The 19,731-nt window shown below is 68.3% G+C and carries 19 protein-coding genes and 1 riboswitch; of the genes, 15 read left to right on the top strand and 4 right to left on the bottom strand.

Going from position 1 to position 19,731, the window contains the following annotated elements; all coding sequences use genetic code 11:
- Positions 1 to 149: 149 nt before the first annotated feature.
- From MJ777_RS08900 to MJ777_RS08885, 4 genes are read right to left on the bottom strand one after another with little or no spacing between them, the layout of a single operon-like run.
- Complete coding sequence (locus MJ777_RS08900) at positions 150 to 1,292, bottom strand: thiolase family protein (protein WP_239375032.1); 1,143 nt, start codon at positions 1,290 to 1,292, stop codon at positions 150 to 152.
- Positions 1,293 to 1,336: 44 nt separating this feature from the next.
- A complete protein-coding gene (locus MJ777_RS08895) occupies positions 1,337 to 1,759 on the bottom strand; it encodes a Zn-ribbon domain-containing OB-fold protein (RefSeq protein WP_239310449.1) in 423 nt (140 codons plus the stop codon).
- Positions 1,756 to 2,979: a CaiB/BaiF CoA-transferase family protein gene (locus MJ777_RS08890; protein ID WP_239310450.1), complete on the bottom strand. Its 1,224-nt coding sequence runs from the start codon at positions 2,977 to 2,979 to the stop codon at positions 1,756 to 1,758. The genes MJ777_RS08895 and MJ777_RS08890 overlap by 4 nt, the downstream gene beginning before the upstream one ends.
- A gap of 1 nt (position 2,980) precedes the next feature.
- The gene (locus MJ777_RS08885; RefSeq protein WP_239310451.1) at positions 2,981 to 4,303 is read right to left on the bottom strand and encodes a CaiB/BaiF CoA-transferase family protein; all 1,323 of its coding nucleotides are present in this window, start codon (positions 4,301 to 4,303) and stop codon (positions 2,981 to 2,983) included.
- 236 nt (positions 4,304 to 4,539) lie between these two features.
- Here MJ777_RS08885 and MJ777_RS08880 point away from each other — a divergent pair, with 236 nt between their 5' ends.
- From MJ777_RS08880 to MJ777_RS08810, 15 genes are all read left to right on the top strand, one after another.
- Entirely contained in the window at positions 4,540 to 5,583 is a 1,044-nt protein-coding gene (locus tag MJ777_RS08880; RefSeq protein WP_239310452.1) for an NADP-dependent oxidoreductase, read from the top strand.
- A 225-nt stretch (positions 5,584 to 5,808) separates the two neighbouring features.
- Positions 5,809 to 6,273 (top strand): nuclear transport factor 2 family protein, encoded by a 465-nt coding sequence (locus MJ777_RS08875; protein ID WP_239375029.1) that lies wholly within the window; start codon positions 5,809 to 5,811, stop codon positions 6,271 to 6,273.
- Positions 6,273 to 7,532 (top strand): cytochrome P450, encoded by a 1,260-nt coding sequence (locus MJ777_RS08870; protein ID WP_239375013.1) that lies wholly within the window; start codon positions 6,273 to 6,275, stop codon positions 7,530 to 7,532. The genes MJ777_RS08875 and MJ777_RS08870 overlap by 1 nt, the downstream gene beginning before the upstream one ends.
- Before the next feature lie 41 nt (positions 7,533 to 7,573).
- The gene (locus tag MJ777_RS08865) at positions 7,574 to 7,813 is read left to right on the top strand and encodes a ferredoxin (RefSeq protein ID WP_370651604.1); all 240 of its coding nucleotides are present in this window, start codon (positions 7,574 to 7,576) and stop codon (positions 7,811 to 7,813) included.
- Positions 7,814 to 7,907: 94 nt separating this feature from the next.
- Complete coding sequence (locus tag MJ777_RS08860; RefSeq protein WP_239310456.1) at positions 7,908 to 9,089, top strand: amidohydrolase family protein; 1,182 nt, start codon at positions 7,908 to 7,910, stop codon at positions 9,087 to 9,089.
- 317 nt (positions 9,090 to 9,406) lie between these two features.
- Positions 9,407 to 10,612: an acyl-CoA dehydrogenase family protein gene (locus MJ777_RS08855; RefSeq protein WP_239310458.1), complete on the top strand. Its 1,206-nt coding sequence runs from the start codon at positions 9,407 to 9,409 to the stop codon at positions 10,610 to 10,612.
- A 197-nt stretch (positions 10,613 to 10,809) separates the two neighbouring features.
- A riboswitch (cyclic di-AMP (ydaO/yuaA leader) is annotated at positions 10,810 to 10,971 on the top strand.
- A 3-nt stretch (positions 10,972 to 10,974) separates the two neighbouring features.
- Positions 10,975 to 11,733 (top strand): C40 family peptidase, encoded by a 759-nt coding sequence (locus MJ777_RS23055; RefSeq protein WP_370652677.1) that lies wholly within the window; start codon positions 10,975 to 10,977, stop codon positions 11,731 to 11,733.
- 133 nt (positions 11,734 to 11,866) lie between these two features.
- Entirely contained in the window at positions 11,867 to 12,700 is an 834-nt protein-coding gene (locus MJ777_RS08845; protein ID WP_239375010.1) for a peptidoglycan-binding protein, read from the top strand.
- Positions 12,701 to 13,143: 443 nt separating this feature from the next.
- Positions 13,144 to 13,518 (top strand): hypothetical protein, encoded by a 375-nt coding sequence (locus MJ777_RS08840; RefSeq protein ID WP_239310460.1) that lies wholly within the window; start codon positions 13,144 to 13,146, stop codon positions 13,516 to 13,518.
- A 376-nt stretch (positions 13,519 to 13,894) separates the two neighbouring features.
- Complete coding sequence (locus tag MJ777_RS08835; RefSeq protein WP_239374988.1) at positions 13,895 to 15,007, top strand: hypothetical protein; 1,113 nt, start codon at positions 13,895 to 13,897, stop codon at positions 15,005 to 15,007.
- Positions 15,008 to 15,222: 215 nt separating this feature from the next.
- Positions 15,223 to 15,837, top strand: a complete 615-nt coding sequence (locus MJ777_RS08830) for a hypothetical protein (protein WP_239310462.1) — start codon at positions 15,223 to 15,225, stop codon at positions 15,835 to 15,837.
- Entirely contained in the window at positions 15,834 to 16,697 is an 864-nt protein-coding gene (locus tag MJ777_RS08825) for a PP2C family serine/threonine-protein phosphatase (protein ID WP_239346687.1), read from the top strand. The genes MJ777_RS08830 and MJ777_RS08825 overlap by 4 nt, the downstream gene beginning before the upstream one ends.
- Positions 16,688 to 17,821 carry a hypothetical protein gene (locus MJ777_RS08820; RefSeq protein WP_239374985.1) on the top strand — a complete coding sequence of 378 codons (1,134 nt, stop codon included), beginning with the start codon at positions 16,688 to 16,690 and terminating at the stop codon, positions 17,819 to 17,821. Before MJ777_RS08825 ends, MJ777_RS08820 begins: the two co-directional genes overlap by 10 nt.
- Before the next feature lie 112 nt (positions 17,822 to 17,933).
- Complete coding sequence (locus MJ777_RS08815; RefSeq protein ID WP_239310465.1) at positions 17,934 to 18,644, top strand: VWA domain-containing protein; 711 nt, start codon at positions 17,934 to 17,936, stop codon at positions 18,642 to 18,644.
- 9 nt (positions 18,645 to 18,653) lie between these two features.
- Positions 18,654 to 19,574 (top strand): hypothetical protein, encoded by a 921-nt coding sequence (locus MJ777_RS08810; RefSeq protein ID WP_239310466.1) that lies wholly within the window; start codon positions 18,654 to 18,656, stop codon positions 19,572 to 19,574.
- Positions 19,575 to 19,731 lie beyond the last annotated feature (157 nt).

Raw genomic sequence — 19,731 nt, 5'->3', positions numbered from 1 at the left:
TCGAGCTCGGGGTCCCCAAATTTTCGCGAAGCGGTTTTGTCTGGTGGTGTTTTTTGTTTGTGGGTCGCCGGAGGTGATCCGCAAACCCCGGGTGGTGGCTCGCCCTCGAGCTCGGGGTCCCCAAATTTTCGCGAAGCGGAAATTTGGGGCTAGCGGGTGAGGACCGCGCAGGCGCTGACCCCTGGCGCGCCGTAGACGTGGCTGAACGCCACCGTCGGGTTTCCGGGCACCTGCCGCCCGGCCGCGGCCCCGCGCAGCTGCAGCACGTTCTCGTAAACCTGGCGCAGACCCGACGCGCCGATCGGCTCGCCGTTGGCGATACAGCCGCCGTCGGTGTTGACCGGGAGACTGCCGCCGATGCCGGTCGCGCCGGTGCGCAGCAGCTTCTCCTGCTCACCGTCCACGCACAGGCCGCACTCGGCCATGTGGCAGATCTCCGCGCCGGCCTCGGTGTCCTGGACCTGCGCGACGTCGACGTCGCCGGGGGCCACCCCGGCCAGCTCGAACGCGGCCCGGGCCGCGTCCACGCTCGGGCTGTCCGCGCGTTCCAGCGCCAGCCACGGGCTGAACACCTCGAACGAGCCGAAGCGGCGCGTACGCAGCACCGCGGACCGCAGGTAGATCGGTGTGTCGGTGTACCTGCGGGCGCGGTCCGCCCGGCACAGCACGAGCGCGACCCCGCCTTCCCCTGGCGAGCAGAACATGTACTGCGTCAGCGGATGGCTCAGCATGGCTGACGCCAGGATCTCCTCTTCGGTGAGTGGGGTGCGCCGCCACGCGTGCGGGTTCAGCGAGCCGTTGTGATAGGCCTTGGCCGCCACTTTCGCCAGCACCGACGTGCTGATGCCGTGGGTGTGCAGGTAGCGTTGTGCCTTCATGGCGAAGAACTGGGTGGTCAGCATGAGCCCGGTCTCGCCGTACCAGCCTCCGAGGCCGACTGCGGCGGGGTCGGTGTCGAACGCGCCCCGCGGATGCTTGTCAAAGCCGATCACCATGCCGAGCTCGTACGCACCCGACCGGATGGTGCTGTCGGCACTGATCAGGGCGCTGCCACCCGTCGCGCACCCGTTGGACACGTTGATGAACGGGATACCGGTCAGCCCCAGCTCCGAGACGAGCGAGTCCGCGTCCCCCGCCGCGTGGCTGCCGCCGAAGGCGAACTGGATGTCAGTCCATTCCAGGCCCGCGTCCGCCAGCGCCGCCCGAGCCGCGCAGGCTCCCTGCGCCCGTCCGCTGACCCCTTCGTGCCGTCCGAACGGGTGGATCCCGATGCCCACGACGGCGACATCCACGGCATACTCCTCTGCGGTTACTGGTGGCTGATTTTCACTGCGGGTCAGGCGGAGCGCACCGGGGCGAACGCGTAGGTGAGGACCTGGGTGCCGTCGTCGTCCGTCCGCAACGGCACCAGGACCAGCTCCATCGGATCCCCGATCCGCAGCCGCCGCGGGTCGTTCTCAGTCAGGCGGGCCTCGACGATGACCGCACCGGGCAGCTCCACGTATCCCACGCCGTAGGGGGTGAAGTCCGCCGGGCCGGCATAGGGGGATTTGGGACGGAAACCCTGCACGGTGAAGGACCACAGCGTGCCGCGGCGGGGAAGGACGCGGTCCGCCATGTCCATCCGGGCGCACCTCGGGCACGACCGCTGGCGGGGAAAGGTCGTCGTCCCGCAGGACCGGCAGCCGCTGGCGACGAGGCTCGGCCCGTCATCGCCTTCGACGAACAGGCCGTCGTCCACCGGCCGTGTCCTTGTCACAGGTCCGCCTCCCCGCCGTCGAGCAGCTGCCGGGTGTGTTCGCCCAGGCGCGGCGCCCGTGTCGGCGCCACGGCCGGGAAGGACGAGAACCGGTAGGGGCTCATCGGGACCGGCGCGCTGACGCCGTCGTCGAGCTCGATTGTGGCGAAGAAGGCCCTCGCCCGCAGGTGCTCGTCGTCGAGGACGTCCTCGGGGGCGTTGACCGGCCCGATCGGCAGTCCCCGCCGCTGCCCCTCGTGGTAGGCCGTGGCGGAGTCCAGCAGGAGGAACAGGCATTCGATGAGTTCCTGGATGTGCGCGAAGTTCCGCTGGCGGTGGGCCAGGCCGCGGTAGGCGGCATCGGTCAGGTCCGCGGCCACGCCGACGCTTTCCATCCAGGAGACCAGCGCATCCCAGGGCTTCTGGTCGGCGAGGATGAGCGCGAAGTACACCCACCGGTCGTCCGCGCAGCGGAACAGCGCCGGCTGGGTCGGCACGGGTTGCGCGTGCCGGCAGGTCTGGCGTCGCACGAGGACGCGTGGGTAGAACCAGTACGGGTTCGCCAGCTCCCCGCTGACGGCGAGGGACTCGTGCATGGACACGTCCACCAGCTGCCCGGCGCCGGTGCGCTGCCGGTCGAGCAGGGCCAGCAGCAGGCCGCAGTGCGCGAAGCTCGCCGCGGTGTGGTAGCCCTGGTTGCCGCCGGGCCGGATGGGCGGGATGGTGTGGTCGTCGTAGCCGCAGCTCGCCAGCGGGCCGCCAGCGGCCAGGCCGACCAGGTCGGACGTGCGGTAGTCCGCCCACGGGCCGTCCAGCCCGAACGGGGTGACCGACAGGATGACCAGCCGTGGGTATTCGGCCAACAGTCGGGAGTAGTCAAGGCCGGCCGCGGCGATCTCGCTCGGCCGCAGGGTGACGAGCAGGACATCCGCGCCGGCGAGCAGGCGGTGTAACGACGCCCGGCCCGATTCCGGCCCGTCAAGGACGACGCTGCGCTTACCGAGGTTGTAGTACCAGAATGTCAGGCTTGTGTCGGCGCTGACGACACCGCGGGCGAAGGGGCCGGCCTGGCGCGTCGGTGACCCCTGGGGTGGCTCGACCTTGACGACGTCGGCACCCAGCTCCGCGAGCAGTTTCCCGGTGTGCTCACCGGCGGGGTCACCGGCCCACTCGACGACCGTCAGCCCCGAGTAGGGGAGCGCGGGGGAGCCGGCCGCCGCGGGCGGGGAAGCGGGGGGCATGTCAGATCACACCCGCCGCGGCGAGGCCAGCCATCTCGTCGGCGGACAGGCCGAGGAGCTCGGTGAAGACGTAGGCGTTGTCCTCGCCGAGCAGGGGAGCCGACCGCCAGTTGTCCTGCTCGATATGGGAGAAGGCCACCGGCGTTCCCTCGAAGCGCGCCGGGCCGATCACCGGGTGGTCCAGCTCGAAGAAGATGCCACGATGGGCGAGCTGCGGGTCGATCTCGTTGAGGTCGCGCGCGTCCTGGACGGCACCGGCGCAGACGCCGTTGTCCTGCAGGAGCGTCATGATTTCGTGTGGCGATCGCTGCTGTGTCCATGCGCTCAGGTGGGCGTCGAGCGCGTCGGAGTGGGCAAACCGGCTCTGCTGGCTGGCGAAACGTGGGTCCGCGGCCCAGCCGGGGCTGCCGAGGACGGTCACCAGGCGCTGCCAGTCGGCGTCGTCGAAGACCGCGACGGCCACCCACCGGTCCGCACCGGCACAGGGGTACACCCCGTGCGGGGCGGCTGGCGGATGCTCCAGCCGGTTCCCCAGGGGGAAGCCCGGCCGGCGGGTCGGTCGCGCGTTCACGGTGACGTCGAGCAGGTCGGGACCGAGCAGGCAGACGCCGGCCTCCACGGCGGAGACATCGATTTCCGTGCCCTTCCCCGTCGCGTTGCGATGCAGGACCGCCATGAGCAGAGCCGCGCTGTTGCAGTAGGCGGCCTGGTTGTCCATGTAGGACAGGCCCCATCCCGAAGGCTCCCGGCCGGGCAGGCCGCTGATGAAGGACAGCCCGCTGACCGCCTGCACCACCGGCCCGTAGCTGCGGTAGGAGTGGTGCGGGCCGCTCTGGCCGAAACCGCTCATGTGGGCGTAGATGACCTCGGGGCACAGCGCCCGCAACCGTTCGTAGGTCAGGTTCCAGCGGTCCATGACGCCGGGGGCGAAATTCTCCGTCACCACACTGCTTGCCGCGATGAGCCGCTCCGCCAGCTCCCGGCCTTCGGCTGAGCGCATATTGATCGTTACGCCGAGCTTGTTGCGGTTGTAGTTGTTGAACAGCCCGCCCTTGTCCGGATCGGGATGCGGATCCTCCTCCCCGAAGGAACGGGGATCATTCTTGTAGAACGGCAGCCGACGTGGCATGTCGAGGCGGGTCCGGTCTTCGATTTTGATGACTTCGGCGCCGAAGTCCGCGAGCATGCGGGTGGCGACGGAGCCGACGCCCATCCAGCAGAAGTCGGCTATGCGGATACCGGTCAGCGGCCCGCGGCGGGCCCGGGGCCTCCGTTGCCGCGTCTGCCGCGTCGAGTCCCGCGTCGGCGACTGCTGAGTGTCCACCGTGCCGCCTCCCTGGGGTCGGATGCGCAGCCAACTGTATTTCTCATGATGAAACGCCGCAAGCCCCTGATCGCGCCATGTCCGCCCCGCTGCCGGCGGGCCGGGCCGGGTGACTCTTGTGGCTTTTCATCATGACGAATATCGTGCCAATCCGATATGGATCGATCACGTGCCGGTGCGGCCCCACGGCCCCGCGGGTGTGCGGGCGGGGCGGACCGGGTTGGGAGGAGCCAGCAGTGACTGGTAGCCGGGAATGGCACCTGGTCCGCCGTCCCACCGGGTGGCCGACGGACGACGACGTGGCCTTGGTGGAGGTTGACGTACCCGGCCCCGGGCCGGGCGAACTCCTCGTGCGCAACACCGCGATGTCGGTGGAGCCGTATATGCGCGGCCGGATGAGCGAGGCGGTCTCCTACACCGAGCCCTACGCGCTCGGCGCGCCGATGCTGGGACACGCGGTCGGCACGGTGATCGCGTCCGGTGAGCCTGGCATCCCGGCCGGCCGGTCCGTGGTCCACCAGGCGGGATGGCGGGAGTACGCGCTGGTCCCCGCCGCGGCCGCCGAACCCGTCGACACGGACGCTTTTCCCGCCTCCACCTACCTCGGCGCCCTGGGCATCACGGGCATGACCGCCTATGTCGGGCTGTCGCACGTCGCCGCGTGCAAGCCCGGGGAAACCGTGTTCGTCTCGGCCGCGGCCGGCGCGGTGGGTGCCACCGCCGGCCAGATCGCCAAAGCCATGGGCTGCCGAGTGATCGGCAGCGCGGGCGCTGAGGCGAAGGTTCGTTTCCTCACCGAGGAGCTCGGATATGACGCGGCGTTCAACTACCGTGACTCGCCCGTGCGGGCGTCGCTCGCCGTGGCGCTGACGGAGGTGGGCGCGGACGGCCTGGACGTCTACTTCGACAACGTCGGGGGAGAGCAGCTGGAAGCCGCGATCCGGGTCATGCGCCCGTTCGGCCGCATCGCGCTCTGCGGGGCGATCTCCACCTACAACGCGACCGAACCCGTGCCCGGTCCGCGCAACCTGCTGCTGATGATCTGGCGCCGGCTGCGGATGACAGGCTTCCTCGTCAGCGATCATGCTGACCAGCACGCCGCTTTCACCGGTGACATGTCGCGCTGGCTGCGGGCGGGCGCGGTCCGCAGCGTCGAGACGGCTGTCCACGGCGGTGTCGAGGCCGCCTGGCCGGCGTTCCTGGCGATGCTGCGCGGTGACAACGTCGGGAAGATGATCGTCCATTTCGGCTCGTCCGCGGTCGGTGACGTGGATCACTGATCGCTCTTGACAAGACTAGTTCGTTATAAGGAATCTGTCCCCAGCCTCGGCCGCGGCCGTCGACGGGGGGTGGGACGCGCGGCCGGAAGCGACACACCGGAACGGGGCACCAGGCGGGTGGCCCCACCGTGGGTACCGGGCTGCTCCGGGGCGGGGCCCGGCACAGCGGCCCAGCGTGGCCCGCTCGCACCGCGACCGGGTTTCACCATCTCAGGAGGAGAACGGATGACAATCGTGAGGACGTTCGAAGACGTCCGCGACCGCGTCAACATCAGTGACACGCTCTGCCGCTACTGCTCCACGGTCGACCAGAAGGACTTCGTCGGCTTACGCGCGGTCTTCGCCGAGGACGCCCGGATGCGTTTCTGTCTGGGCGGTACGTGGAACGAGTGGGTCGAGGGCGCCGACGCCATCGTGGCGTGGATCGACAAGATGACCGCGGACCACGGTTTCCAGCACCACCTGCTGTCCGTCTACCACGTCGACATCGAGGGCGACCAGGCCTCGACGCTCGCCTACCTCACGTCCCACCAGGTCGCCGCCGGCGATCCCGACCAGGTCATGCAGATGTCCAGCCGTTACCGCAACCGGCTGCGCCGGGACGGCGACGGCTGGGTCATCACCCAGATCGAGCTCGAGGTCGGCTGGATCGAGATCCGGGCCTTCGACCAGAGCCAGGCGATCGGCTGATGCCGGCGTCCACGTCCACACCGGAGTCCACACCGGAGTCCACACCGGAGTCCACGGCGGGCGGCATGCCACCTGCCGGCAGCTGCCCGGTGATCAACTATGACATCATGTCCCCGCGGCCGGTGCTGACCGCCGTCCGGGAGATGGCGCAGCTGCGCGAGGCCGCCCCCGTCTGCTGGAACAGCTTCGGGACCGGTTTTTGGATGCTCACCCGTTACGAGGAGTGCCGGGAGGCGTATCAGGCCCCCGAGATCTTCGGTAGTGATTCGGTGATCGTCCTGGACCCGAACCCTGGCTACCGCTGGATTCCGACGAATGTCGCCCCGCCCGAGCACAGCCGGTACCGCCAGATCCTCAACCGGCCCTTCTCACCCCGCACGGTCGCGGGTATGGCCCCCCGGATGCGCGAACTGTGCAACCAGACCATCGACACCTTTGTCGGCAGGGGCGGCTGCGAGTTCGTGGCCGACTTCGCGGCGGTGTACCCGACCCGGGTCTTCTTGTCGATCATGGGTCTGCCCGCGGCCGACGACATGCTGTTCGTCGACTGGGTGGACACGATCTTCGACGCCTTCAGCGATCCCGCGGGCCAGGCCCGGACGATGGCGGCGATGGGCGCGATGACGGAGTACTTCGTCAGGGTGGTCGCGGACCGGCGGGCGGCCCCGCGTGATCCGGCGGCGGATTTCGTCAGCTACCTCATGACGGAACGCTACGAGGATCGGCCATTGCGCGACGACGAGATCCTGCAGATGTGCGTCGTGCTCGTCCTTGCCGGTCTGGACACCGTCAAGAGCCAGCTGAGCTACTCCTTCCACCATCTCGCGACGACACCGGAGCACCGGCGGCGGGTGGCGACCGACCCGGCCGTGGTGCCCACGGCGGTGGAGGAGTTCCTGCGGGCCTTCCCGATCATTCAGGACGGCCGCAAGGTCACCCGCGACGTGGAGTTCCACGGCTGCCCGATGAAGAAGGGGGACATGGTGCTGCTGACGCTGGGCGCGGCCATGCGCGACCCCCGGTCCTTCCCGGATCCCGAGCGGGTCGATCTCGACCGTACGGCCAACCGGCACATCTCCTTCGCGGCCGGGCCGCACCGGTGCCTCGGCTCCCATCTCGCTCGGGCCGAGATGGCCGTCGCCCTGCGGGAGTGGCACCGGCGTATCCCGGACTACCGGCTCGCCTCCGCCGAGCCGGTGCTCGAGCGCGGTGGCGCGGCCGGGCTGGTCGCGCTGCCGCTTGCCTGGGAGCGGTCATGACCGCCGAGCCGACGACCGAGGAGGAGCGCGCCGTGGAGATCATGATTGATCCCGCCCGCTGCACCGGGCACGGCCGCTGCTATTCGCTGGCTCCGGACGTGTTCGACGCCGATGACGATGGCTTCTCCCAGCCACGAGGCGTTGCCTTCGCCGCGGCCGCCGACCGGGCGCAGGCGGCGTGGCTCGGTGCCCGCTCGTGCCCGGAGGAAGCGATCACGGTCATGGCCGTCGAGCGGACCGGCGAAAGCCGCGACCTTGCTGAATTTCCTCATAAGAAATAATGTTCGTCACATCAGGGCGCTCATAGGCCGGGGCGACCGCCATGCCCTCGGTGCCCCGGCAGGTGCCCCCGAGAACGGTGAAGGGAACGGTGTCATGGCCGAGGCGTCGGTGATCGACGGCATCAGGGTGATCGACACGGATACCCATGTGATCGAACCCGCTGATCTGTGGACGTCGCGGATCTCCACGGCGAAGTGGGGTGACCTGGTCCCGCACGTCCGCTGGGACGACGACCGCCAGGAGGAGGCGTGGTACTTCGGCGACGCGCGCCTGTCGGCCACGGCGGGCGGGGCGATGGCCGGCTGGGGCGAGTTCCCGCCGAAGCACCCCCGCCGGCTCGCCGACGTCGACCCGGCGCTGTGGAACGCCCCCGACCGGCTGCGCAGAATGGACGAGTACGGGATCTGGGCCCAGGTGCTCTACCCCAACGTGGCGGGGTTTGGCACCGGGAGGTTCCTCGGGCTCAAGGACCCCGAGCTGATGCTGCGCTGCATCCAGGCGTACAACGACTACCAGACCGACTGGGCGAGCGCGGACCCGCGTCGCCTGCTGCCGATGGCGGCGCTGCCCTTCTGGGACCTGGCGGCGAGCGTGGCCGAGATCGAGCGGACGGTCGCGATGGGGCACAAAGGTGTGATCATGGCCCAGGAGACCGAGTTCTTCGGCCTGCCGCTGCTCGGTGATCCCCACTGGGACCCGATCTGGGCGACCGCCCAGGACCTCGGCGTCCCGGTCAACTTCCACATCGCCTCAGGTGACCTCTCGCTGATCGAGAAGAACGTCCCCGGTAACGGGATGCACGCGAACTACGCCTCGGTCGGGGTCTCCTTCTTCATGGGCAACGCCCGGGCCATCGCGACCGTCATCTGCGCCGGGATCTGCCACCGCTTCCCGCGGCTGAACTTCGTCTCGGTCGAGAGCGGCATCGGCTGGCTCCCGTACGCCCTGGCCGCCCTGGACTGGCAGTGGCGCAACTGCGGCGTTCCACTTGAACACCCCGAGTACGACCTGCTGCCCAGCGAGTACTTCCAGCGCCAGATCTTCGGCTGCTTCTGGTTCGAGCGGGAGACCGCCCGGCAGGCGATCGAACTCCTCGGTCCCGACAACTTCCTCTACGAGACCGACTTCCCGCACCCGACGAGCATGTCGCCTGGTCCGGCGAGCGCGGCGGTCCGACCGGACCTGTTCATCGCGGCGGCGTTCGCGGACCTGCCCGGCGATGTGTCCCACAAAATTCTGCACGACAACGCGGCCCGTATCTACCACCTGGACTGACCTGAGAGCGTGTGTGAGATCGGGCTTGCGATCAGTGAGCCGGAATGACGATCTCACACACGCTCTGAAGCCCACGACAGCGGTGCGGTGCTGGCGATGCGGATGGAGATGGCTGATTGCTGTTGGTCACGAGTGTTTGACCTTCTCCTGTAGTCAACAGTGTTGACGACTCACGCCCGCGATTTGATCTTTAATGTTGACCGTTCCTTGTACGCGAGCTGGCCAGCCTGCTTTGCTGGCAAAAAATCGATGATTGTCAGCTGGATCCGCGACAGCTCGCCTTGCGGGCGACGCGAGCCGGCGTGACGGAGGTGCACGTGCCCGTTGATTTTGATCACGGCCCGGTGGTCGACGATCTCACCCGGCGTACCGCCGAATTTGTGCGGACCGTCGTCATGCCCGAGGAGGAACGCTTCGGGGGCGTTGCCGCGCGCGGCGGCGACGCGATGCGCGCACGGCTCCAGCAGGCAGCCAAGGATGCGGGGATCTTCGCCCCGCACGTACCGGCGCTGTACGGCGGGCACGGCCTGGACATGCGCGGCCGGGCGCCCGTGTTCGAGGAGGCGGGCTACTCGCTGTTCGGCCCGCTGGCGCTGAACATCGCCGCTCCCGACGAGGGCAACATGCACCTGCTCGAGGTCATCGCGACGGCCGGGCAGAAGGAGCGCTACCTGCGGCCGTTGGCAACCGGTGCGGTGCGTTCCTGCTTCGCGATGACGGAGCCCGCGCCCGGAGCGGGGTCGGATCCGACCGCGCTGACCACACGCGCGGTGAAGGACGCGGGCGGTTGGCGGATCGACGGCCGCAAGTGGTTCATCAGCGGCGCGGACGGCGCCGGATACGCGATCTGCATGGCCCGCACCTCGGGCGAGCCGGGGCAGCGCGGCGGGGCGACGATGTTCCTCGTCGACGCGGGCAACCCTGGCATGAAGATCGTCCGTCATATCGAGACCCTGGACGAAAGCCTGTACGGCGGCCATTGCGAGGTGCTGTTCGACGGCTGCATGGTAGCGCACGAGGCTGTGCTCGGCGAGGTGGACAAGGGCTTCGACTACGCCCAGGTCCGCCTCGGCCCGGCCCGGACGACCCACTGCATGCGTTGGCTGGGTATTGCCCGGCGGGCCCAGGACATCGCCGTGGCCAGGGCCGCGGACCGGCGGCTGTTCGGTTCCCGGCTGGCGGAGCTGGGCATGGCTCAGGCGATGATCGCGGATAACGAGATCGACATCGCCGCGTCCCGTGGGCTGATCATGCAGGCCTGCTGGGAGCTCGACCAGGGCCGTTCCGGAGCCCAGTCGACCGCGATCGCGAAGACCTTCACCGCCGAGGCCGTGTGGCGGGTCGTCGACCGCTCGCTGCAGATCTGCGGCTCTCTCGGTATCTCCGGGGATGTGCTGTTGTCGCGCTTCCTGCGCGAGGTGCGTCCCTTCCGCATCTATGACGGACCGTCGGAGACCCATCGCTGGGCGATCGCCCGCCGGGTGGTCCGTCGGCACCATGACAGCCGTCCAGACGCACCATGACGGCTGGTAGCGCCAACCTGTTTCCGGTTGTTGTCCGTGGGCTGCCTGGCCGGATGGTTAACACGAACGGTAACCAACTTGCGGCGAAATTCGCGGAAAATTAGGCCTTGCGGTCACAGGGCGTAGTTCGCTACCGTGGCCGGGCTCTCAGTAGCACCGGGCCGGACGCCGAGTTCTGCCCTCGGCCCGGTGTCCCCTCCTCACCATCGCCAGGGCAGAAGCGGGGGACCCAGGTCCCGCCGGGCGTCGTTGCCACTACGACGTCCTTGGGGTGAAGCCGGCCGCACATCCCGTGCGTGCCGACCGGGCTTCCCGGCCCGAACCCGACAGCTAACCTCGCAGGCGTACGGGAAGGATCATCGTTGCCTGCAGATCAGGCGTGCTCAGATCCGGCCGACACGATTATTTCCCGCCGCGGTCGTCACCGTGCGCAGCCGGTCAAGCCCAGTTTTGGCCGTCGCTCCGCGCGCGCCGTGGTTGCCGCCGCGGCTACCGGTACCGTTGCCCTGACCGCTTTGTCAGCCCCAGCGCTGGCAAACGACACCGGGGCCGACAGCCCGACCGATGCGCCCCAGGCCACCGCCGCTGTGCCGGCCTGGGCCGGTGACACCACCGCCGCGGGAGCCACCGGGACAGCCCCCGCGGAGCCCGGTCCGGCCACGGGCGCCACGGGGGCCACGGGGGCGGAGGAACCGGCACGTGGGCTGGCGGGGCAGCAGGACCAGAACAGCGCGTCAACGCAGCAGGACAGCGCGTCGCTGTCCGCCGGGAGCCTCGGCGAGAAGGTTGTCTACCTGGCATCGAAGCAGGCGGGTAAACCGTATGCGTGGGGCGCGCAGGGCCCGAACTCCTTCGACTGCTCTGGTCTTGTCCAGTACATTTACAAACAGCTCGGCCGCAGTGTGCCGCGGGTGACCGACGCCCAGTACGCGGCGTCGCGGAAGATATCGCAGGATGCCAAGCAGCCCGGCGATCTCATTTTCTTCGGTCAGCCCGGAAACATCTATCATGTGGGAATCTACGCCGGGAACGAAATGATGTGGGCCGCGCCCCACAGCGGCACCGTCGTTCGACTGCAGAAGATTTATTCCGCGAGTTATCTGGTCGGCCGGCTGGGGTGATGACCGGGCCGGACCGCCAGGCGGGTACGCGCCGATCAACGTTACTGATCCGATCAACGATACTGAGGTGAACTGGCTGCTCATGTCCAGTGGAACACTATCCAGCGGAACACACCGAAGAAGTCACCGGAAAATGCGAGGAAAAAGCCACCGGAAGCAGCCCGAACGCAACCGCGGCGCGGTGGCTGCCGCCGCCGGTGTCATCGGCGCGACGGCGGGCATGATGCTGACCGCGAGTCCGGCGAGCGCGAGCCCCGTGGCTCCGCCCAGCACGAGCGCTGTCGCTCCAGGAATTGTTTCTGACGCTGCCATCGCCGGTGCTGGCAGGAACGCGGGGCTGGCTGGCTGCGCCGGGATACCGCTGGGAACCTGGGTCGCGGTCGCACTGGCCGAGTCCGGCGGCAACCCGGACGCGCACAATTCCAGCGGCGAGGATTCCCGCGGACTATGGCAGATCAATATGCGGGCGCATGCGAGCTGGGTCGGCGGGGCGGATCTGTTCGATCCAGCCGTCAACGCACAGGCCGCCAGGCGGGTATGCGACGTGCAGGGCATCGGAGCATGGAGTACGTACACCAACGGCTCCTACCGCCGGTACCTCGGGCGGGGCGCGGCGGCTGCCGCCGCTGTCGGCGCGGGCGGTGACAGCGGAGCAAGCGCTTACCTGGCCGTTCCCAGCGGCCCTGTCAACACTTCTGCCCAGGCCGGCGCGCCCGGTGTGGCAATGGCACGACCGGACGCGCCGGCTCCCCGCACGCAGGTGGTTCGTTACAGTTCCCGCCTGCGTCCTGGTGTTCGTCAGATTCAGCGGCGGTTGGCCGGGTACGGCTACCCGGTCGCGGTGGACGGGAATTTCGGGCCGCGCACCACTGGAACAGTAAAGGCCTATCAGCGCCGGCACGGGCTGGTGGCCGACGGCGTTGTCGGTCCGCGGACCCGCGCCGCGCTGTTCCATTCCGCCGCTTAGTGGTCGTTGAGCGCTCGTTGAGCGGTCGACAAGAGGGGAGGCGGCGACGCACGGGCACCCCGGCACCCCGGTCGCCGCCTCCGGCGTTATCCCTGCGCATGGGTATCACGCTGGGCATATACAGTTCGCGGCAAAGCGCGGTTTTCCGCAGAAAATCCGCAACGGAGGATATGGATATCTGTGCCCCTGTTGCCGGGCGCTCGTGATTTCCGGTTGACTCCTGGTTCGGGTGTCGTAGATTGAGAGGCTCCGGCAACAGGACTGTCCGGCTCGCGCCGCCCGGGCGGCGCCTCGCGTCGTTGTCGTCGGTCCACGCCCAATGCCAGGGCGCATCCTTCCGCGGCCTCGCGATCCATCCACCCGGACGCCGCTGCCTGATCGAACGCTCTGCTGCCGGAGCCTCTCATGGCTGAAAAACGACGACTCGTGGTGGAGGCGATCGAATGGAGCAGCAGCAGGCGCAGCAGGTTGAGCAGTATCTACGGCAGAACTGGCGGGAGATCCGGTATCAGATACTTGACCAGTTCGTCCAGGTGAGCACCGCGGACCTCGAAGCCGTCTCCAGTGTCAACGACCTCGTTCGGCGGATCGCGGACAGATCGCACTATACCGAGCCGTACATCGAGGCACGCCTACGCGAACTGGTCGGTGTCACGGCGGGCACCGGCCAGGCGGCACAGGCCGGCGGCGAGGCCGGGCCAGCGGGCGCCGAAGCCGAGCAGCCGGGCGCCGAAGCCACCGGCGACGAGCAGGCCGAGCCCCTCGGCGGGTCCCGGCAGGCGTTCGGCGGGCCGGAGCAACAGGCGGATTCTGAGTGAGAACAGTCCACGGCTGATCCCGGCCAGGGCACAAGCGCCCTGTTGCCGGGCGCGCATAGCCTCCCGGTGCCGCTCGGGTGGCACGTGTGGACCAGCGCGACATCACGGGCGCGGACGGCGGCGGATACCGCGCCCAGACCGCGATCATAGCGTCGGTGTGTGCGGACCGGATACACAGAGCACCCCAGCGGGCCGCCGCTGGGGGTGCCTGCCGGCTTGGGGCCTATGCTCTTCTCTGATCACCATGATGGCCTGTACTGTCACAAACAGCAGCAGACATTCAGGGGGGGCTTAGTTGCTGCGAAGAGGCCATTATTGCCGCACAGTGGGTGAAACGGGCGTTGCCGGGCGAGGCCCGGCCCGATTATGGGCGTTGTTGCCTGCGGCCGGGGCGGCCGTCAGCGTCGTAGGCCTGCTCCTGACACTTGCCCTGGGGTCGTTCATCCTCCGTTGGGGGGTGCCGCCGGTATCCGCGTTTGCCCCACTGGGAGCTGCGGGTGACACCGCCTTTGCGATCCGTGTCGTTGAGCTGCCGGAGAAGGTCGACCGAAGCGTTCTGGGAAATCTGAACACCCTGCTCAAAGGCATACCGGAAACTGGCGGAGCCGTTGTGGTGCGGGTGGCCCGCGCCGCCACGCTGGCCAATGACCCCACCACGCTGACCGATCTGGACTCGATCTTCCGTCGTCGTGCGGTGCTCGCCGTTCAGGCCGTGTCGTCTCAGGCCGTGTCGCTGGCTGGGCCCGCGACAGGCGGTCCAGCGGATCTCGGGACGGCTGGCTCGCTGCTGCTGGCGATTGCCGACCACCGGTTCGCTGACTGGGACCAGGCCCGCGGTGCGCTGTCCCATAACCACGGGCTGGCGCCGTCCTGCGCGAAGGAATGTCAGGAGCAGGTGGCGGGCACCCCGGCGGAACGGACCGCGGGCATGTACACGACCAGCGGTGATTCCTTTTTCCTGGCTGTCGTCCTTGGGCGGGTGTCACAGGTGGAGACGCTGGGTAGCCTGGCCGATCCGGCTCAACCGTCCGCCAGCCCTTCCCCGACGGCGCAACCGACCGTGACCCCGCCGGGGTCCCCGCCGGCTCAGCCCCATTCGGTACTGTCATCGATACTGTCGACGCTGGCCTATGTGCTGGTTGCGGGCGTGATGCTCGTGCTTGGCTTCGCCATCGGCCGCCGGCGCGGGGACCATGCCGGGGAGGAGCCCGCCAGTGACGCGGACAGCATGGACGGGGGGCGGGCCCAATCACGGCCAGTGTCACCTGTCGCGCCGCCAAACATAGCCGTCAGCCAGCTCGGCACGGTGCATTCCGCTTTTGGCCCGCAGGGTTATGTCGCGGTCGACGGGGGGCTCTACCGGGCCCGATGGATGGGGGGTCCCGACGCGCCTCGGCCCCGCGTCGGCAGCCAGGTGGTGTTGAGGACGCACGAGGTGGATGGGTTGCAGGCGTGGCCGGCGCAAGGCCGCTCCGGGCCTCGTCCATAGCGTGCGCTGAGACATCCGGCGCGGTTCGGAGCCCATGATCGTGTTTTTTCGGCCTACTGGAACTGGGAACGGGGACAGATCACACCATGGCACCTCGTAACAGCCCCGACCGGGCAACGGACCGCCGTCAGCCACGGGACGTTATTGGGAACATCCCCATTCCCCGGCCCAGTCATCGCGTGCTCGTGGTCCTCTGCATGGACACCTCCTATTCCATGCGCGGCGAGGCGATCGACAAGCTCAACGACGCGCTCGCCAGCTGGGCGCGAAGCATGCACGCGGGCGAGAAGATGGCGGCGACCACCGAGTTCGCGCTCATAACGTTTGGCGCCGGGGGAGTGCGCAAGTGGCGTGGGGACGAGAGTTTCGATCCGCGCAGCGACCGGACTCCGTTCGTCCCGGCCCATAGTTTTCGGCCACCGAAGCTGAGCGCTGACGGCGTGACACCGCTGGTTGAGGCGATTCGGCTCAGTATCTCGGTTATCGAAGCACGTAAGCGGCAGCTGGCCCAGGAAAAGGTGACCTGGAAGCGGCCGCTCGTCTGGCTTGTCACCGATGGCAGGCCGACCGACGAGGAGGGGAAGCCGGCGTCGGACTGGCACCCGCTGGCAGGAGAGATTCGCGGCCTGGAGGCGGCTCAGAAGCTTGCCCTCTTCGCGATCGGCATCCCACCCATCGACGATCTGGGCCAGGAAACCCTGCGCGCGTTCGCGCCGGAACGAAACATGGTATACGGCCGGTTCGATTTCAGTGACATCCTGCTGCAACTGGACCGCAGCGTGGAGGATCCCAACTACAAGCTGCGCGGTTACCAGCCGAGGCAGGCGTGACCTCCGGCCGGCAGCCCGCCCGGCAGCCCGCGCCCACGGGAAGAAGCGCGGGCGGCGTCCGGCCCTACCGTTGGCGTATCCGGGGGGCCAGCGTCCAGGGCTATTCACACGTGCGGGAAGGGAAATGGTGCGAGGATTCGTTCGCGCACCTTTCACTGTACGAGCGGGGATCCCTGCCCGACGTCCACGTGCTGGCGGTGGCCGACGGCGCCGGATCCGCCCCGCGGTCAGCCGAGGGATCCCGGCTCGCGGTCGCGATGGCCACCCGGCTGGTGCGCGACCGGATCCACCCCAGCGGCCGGCCCGCGACCGCGCCTGACCTGCGCCAGCTGTTGGCAGCCGCGCATGAGGAAATCGTCACGGAGTTTCGTCGAGTTGTCACCGCGGTCGCCGGGCGGGAGCACATCGGCGAGTTCGCGACGACACTGACGGTTGTCGTGCTTGCCTATCCCCTGATCGGTTATCTGAGCATCGGAGACGGCTTCATCGTCGTCCGCACCGGTGAGGGGGGACAGACCAACCTGCATCTGCTCGACGCCGGGAGCGCTGACCCCGAGCACGCCAGCCAGACGGTCTTCCTGACCTCGGACACGAGCCGGGCTGCCCGGGTGAACGCGGTCTACGACCCGTGGATCACCGGTGTGTTCATGTCGACCGACGGTCTGATCCCCGTCACACTGCGACGTGACCCGGAGGGCCGGCTGGCGGTGGCTACCGAGCCGGTGATCGACACCGTGCTCGGATTACTCGACGATGATCATTTTGATGCCTCCGGGCTCGTCCAGCTGCTGCTGCGGGAGGCGGTCACGGAAGTGACCCAGGACGACACGACGCTGCTGGTGGCGGTCCTGTGTCGGTGACCGAGATTTTTGTGGACGGACGCAGGCTGACCTGTTCCACTGTCCTCGGCAGCGGAACCGAGTCGATTGTCTACGCCGTGGATGCTGATTCCCGGCAGGCCGTGAAGATCTACCGGGAGCCCGACGCCGAGCGCGGCCGCCGGCTTGAGCACATGCTCCGGGCTTTCACCGCGTCGCAGTTCGTCGAGCCTGGATCCGGCCATCCGGGACTGGTATGGCCGCAGGAACTGGCCCGCGATTCCGCCGGGGCGGTGCTCGGGTACGTCATGCGCCGTTCCAACGATCATCCGCTGAGCACGCTCCTGGAGCACCTCACCCGCCTGACAGTATTCCCGGACAAGGACTGGAGATTCCTGCTGGGGGTGGCCAGCAACCTGGCTCAGCTGGTCGCGATCCTGCATGACCAGGAGATTGTCGTGGGTGATCTCGCGCCATCCAACATCCATGTCCGGGCGGACGGCCTGATCAGCTTTCTTGACTGTGACTCGCTGCAGTTCTCCCATGCCGGCGAGGTGTTCTCATGCCATACCGTTACCCCGGAATACGCCGCACCTGAACTGCTGCCCGAGCTGGCGGGGCCCAAGAGCGTCGCAACGGACAGGTTTACCCTCGCCGTGCTGGTGTGCCAGCTGCTGCTGTGCGGGGACCATCCGTTTCACGGTATTCCGGCTCGGCCGCTGGATGTCGACCCGTCGCCGGAGACGAACATCCAGTACGGCATCACCGTCCTGACGGCGCCGAGCGAGGTCGAGGTTCCGGCCGAGGCGATTGCGCCCAGCGTGCTCCCGCCGCGGGTCGCGGAGCTGGCCAGGCAGGCGTTCGGGGCCGGCCACGCCGTGGCCGGGACGCGCCCCGCCGCGCAGGAATGGGCCGAAGCGCTCGATCTCGCCTGGGCTGATGTGAAAAGCTGTGACGCCCGGCCGGAGCACACCTACAGCGGGCATCTGGCGGAATGCCCGTGGTGCGGGCGGGCCGAAGCGGGCCAGTTCGACCCCTTTCCGCTGTTGACGGACAGCGTTGTGGACGCGTCCGGTACGTCCAGGACGAAGGCCGCCAATGTTTTTCTCGTGGTCGGGGCTCTGCTGATCGCCGTGCTGGTAATCCTGCTCCTCGCGACCCGATAGCGGCCCGCCTGATGGCAGTCCACTCGATAGCGGCTGTTCGACGGCATTTGGCCGACAGCGCGCCGGCGGGCCGGTGGGCGCGTTCCGATGAGATCGGCAGAAGGAAGTAGCTGTGTACGGTCGAACCACCTTGATTCCCTTCTACCTCGTGGTGGATGTCTCGCAGTCGATGGACGGGCCGCGCCTGGACACGGCGAACCTCATTCTGCGGCGGATCGGGGAGGCGCTGGCGCACGATCCGGTCGCCGCGGCGCGGGTCCGGGTTGGTGTGATTGATTTTGCCGGTGGCAGCCGCACGGTACTTCCGCTCTGCGACCTGCTCGACACGGCGACGCTCCCGCGCCTGGCATGCCGTGATGACGGCACCCGGTATGCGCCCGCGTTCAACCTGCTGCGAGCCACCGTCGACCGCGACCGCCGTCAGCTGGAGGCCGACGGTTTTGCCGTGGGCCGGCCCGGGGTGTTCTTCCTCAGCGACGGCGAGCCCTTCGACGATCCCCCCGGCGCCTGGGAGGCGGCATTTGCGGCGCTGCTCAGGGAGTGCCAGAGCACACCGAACGTCATTCCCTGTGCCGTCGCCGACTCGAATCCAGAAATCATGCGGGCGCTGGCTCATCCGGCACCGACGGTGCCGTTGTTCATACAGAGCCGGTCAGCCAGTCCGGAAAGCGCGATAAAGAACCTGACTGAGATCATCGTACGGAGCGTCGTGGCTTCGGGCCACCAGGAGATGGTTGTGATTGATGAGACGGACGTCCATGCCCTTGACACGGTTATCGTCGATCCACCCGAGTCCTGGATCGATCCGGACAGCCGGTACTGAGCGGGCGGCATGAGATGGCAGGATGCCGCTGTCGCGCGGCAACAACTCGGCCGGGTCGAGCCACTGGGCCGCGGCGGCCAGGCGCGCATTTACCGGCTGCCCGATTTTGATCTCCCTGGGGTGGCTGTGCCACTCGTCTACAAGGAATATCATTCCGCCCTGGGGCGGGTGCCGCCCCAGGGCATGGCCAACATCATCGCATTGCGGCTGGCTTTGCCGGCGGAACAGCGTCTGTGGTTTGACACGCATCTGACCTGGCCGCTTCGCATCGTCGTCGACAACGGTGATGTCCCCGCCCGGGCGAGGGTGGCCGGGGTTGTGATGCGGCTCATACCCGATGCGTTCTTCCAGCTGTTCCCGACACCGGCGGGGCGGCCGGAGCGCCAGCCGAACGAGGCGCGATCGCTGTTCGTCGACCCCGCCCGGCTACGATCTATCGGCCTGCCGCTCCCGAGCCGCGCGCAGCGCTGGTGGCTGTGTCTGCGGCTGGCTTATCTCGTGGCGTTTCTGCACAATCAGGGCATTGTTTTCGGTGATATCTCCGCCCGTAACGTCCTGTACCGCCTGTGGCCGACTCCGGACGTGCTTCTGGTGGACTGTGACGCGGTGCGAAAGGTCGGCAACGCGCCGGTCGTCGATCAGGGGCACACGCCGGACTTCTTTCCCCCCGCGGCGCATGAGCCCCAGTCGATCAGTTCCGATCTGTTCAAGCTCGGCCTGTTCATCGTCCGTGCCCTCGTGCCCGGCCGAATGGTCACCGCCGATGACGCCGTGGCCGCCGCCGGCGGTGTGCTGGACCGGACCGGCGTCGACCTGCTGCGGGCCAGCGTCTCCGGCGACCCGCAAGCCCGTCCCGCCGCGCTTGTCTGGTACCGGTACCTGCGATCCGGCGCGGGCTCGCATCCCACGACAGCGCCACTTGAGGACTGACTCGCCCGGCATGGGTGTGGCTCATTTTAGTCAACGGTGTTGACGGCGTTGGGCGTGCTATTTGATCTTTATTCTGACCGGCCGGCAGTGATATACCCATCATCCTGGGAGATCGAACGCCGTACCTGGAGCATGCCTTGTCCCACGATGCGAGAGG

The sequence above is a fragment of the Protofrankia sp. Cj5 genome, from assembly GCF_917627405.1.
GTDB lineage: Bacteria > Actinomycetota > Actinomycetes > Frankiales > Frankiaceae > Protofrankia.
The sequence above is the reverse complement of the archived record's forward strand: the minus strand, read 5'-3'. Positions and strand labels throughout refer to the sequence as shown.

Excerpts from the sequence above, each read along its gene's own strand:
- MJ777_RS08810 (WP_239310466.1), top strand. The coding sequence starts at position 18,654 with ATGAGATGGCAGGATGCCGCTGTCGCGCGGCAACAACTCGGCCGGGTC.
- MJ777_RS08875 (WP_239375029.1), top strand. The coding sequence starts at position 5,809 with ATGACAATCGTGAGGACGTTCGAAGACGTCCGCGACCGCGTCAACATC.
- MJ777_RS08845 (WP_239375010.1), top strand. The coding sequence starts at position 11,867 with ATGCGAGGAAAAAGCCACCGGAAGCAGCCCGAACGCAACCGCGGCGCG.
- MJ777_RS08830 (WP_239310462.1), top strand. The coding sequence starts at position 15,223 with ATGCGCGGCGAGGCGATCGACAAGCTCAACGACGCGCTCGCCAGCTGG.
- MJ777_RS08865 (WP_370651604.1), top strand. The coding sequence starts at position 7,574 with ATGATTGATCCCGCCCGCTGCACCGGGCACGGCCGCTGCTATTCGCTG.
- MJ777_RS08870 (WP_239375013.1), top strand. The coding sequence starts at position 6,273 with ATGCCGGCGTCCACGTCCACACCGGAGTCCACACCGGAGTCCACACCG.
- MJ777_RS08840 (WP_239310460.1), top strand. The coding sequence starts at position 13,144 with ATGGAGCAGCAGCAGGCGCAGCAGGTTGAGCAGTATCTACGGCAGAAC.
- MJ777_RS08860 (WP_239310456.1), top strand. The coding sequence starts at position 7,908 with ATGGCCGAGGCGTCGGTGATCGACGGCATCAGGGTGATCGACACGGAT.
- MJ777_RS08890 (WP_239310450.1), bottom strand. The coding sequence starts at position 2,979 with ATGCCCCCCGCTTCCCCGCCCGCGGCGGCCGGCTCCCCCGCGCTCCCC.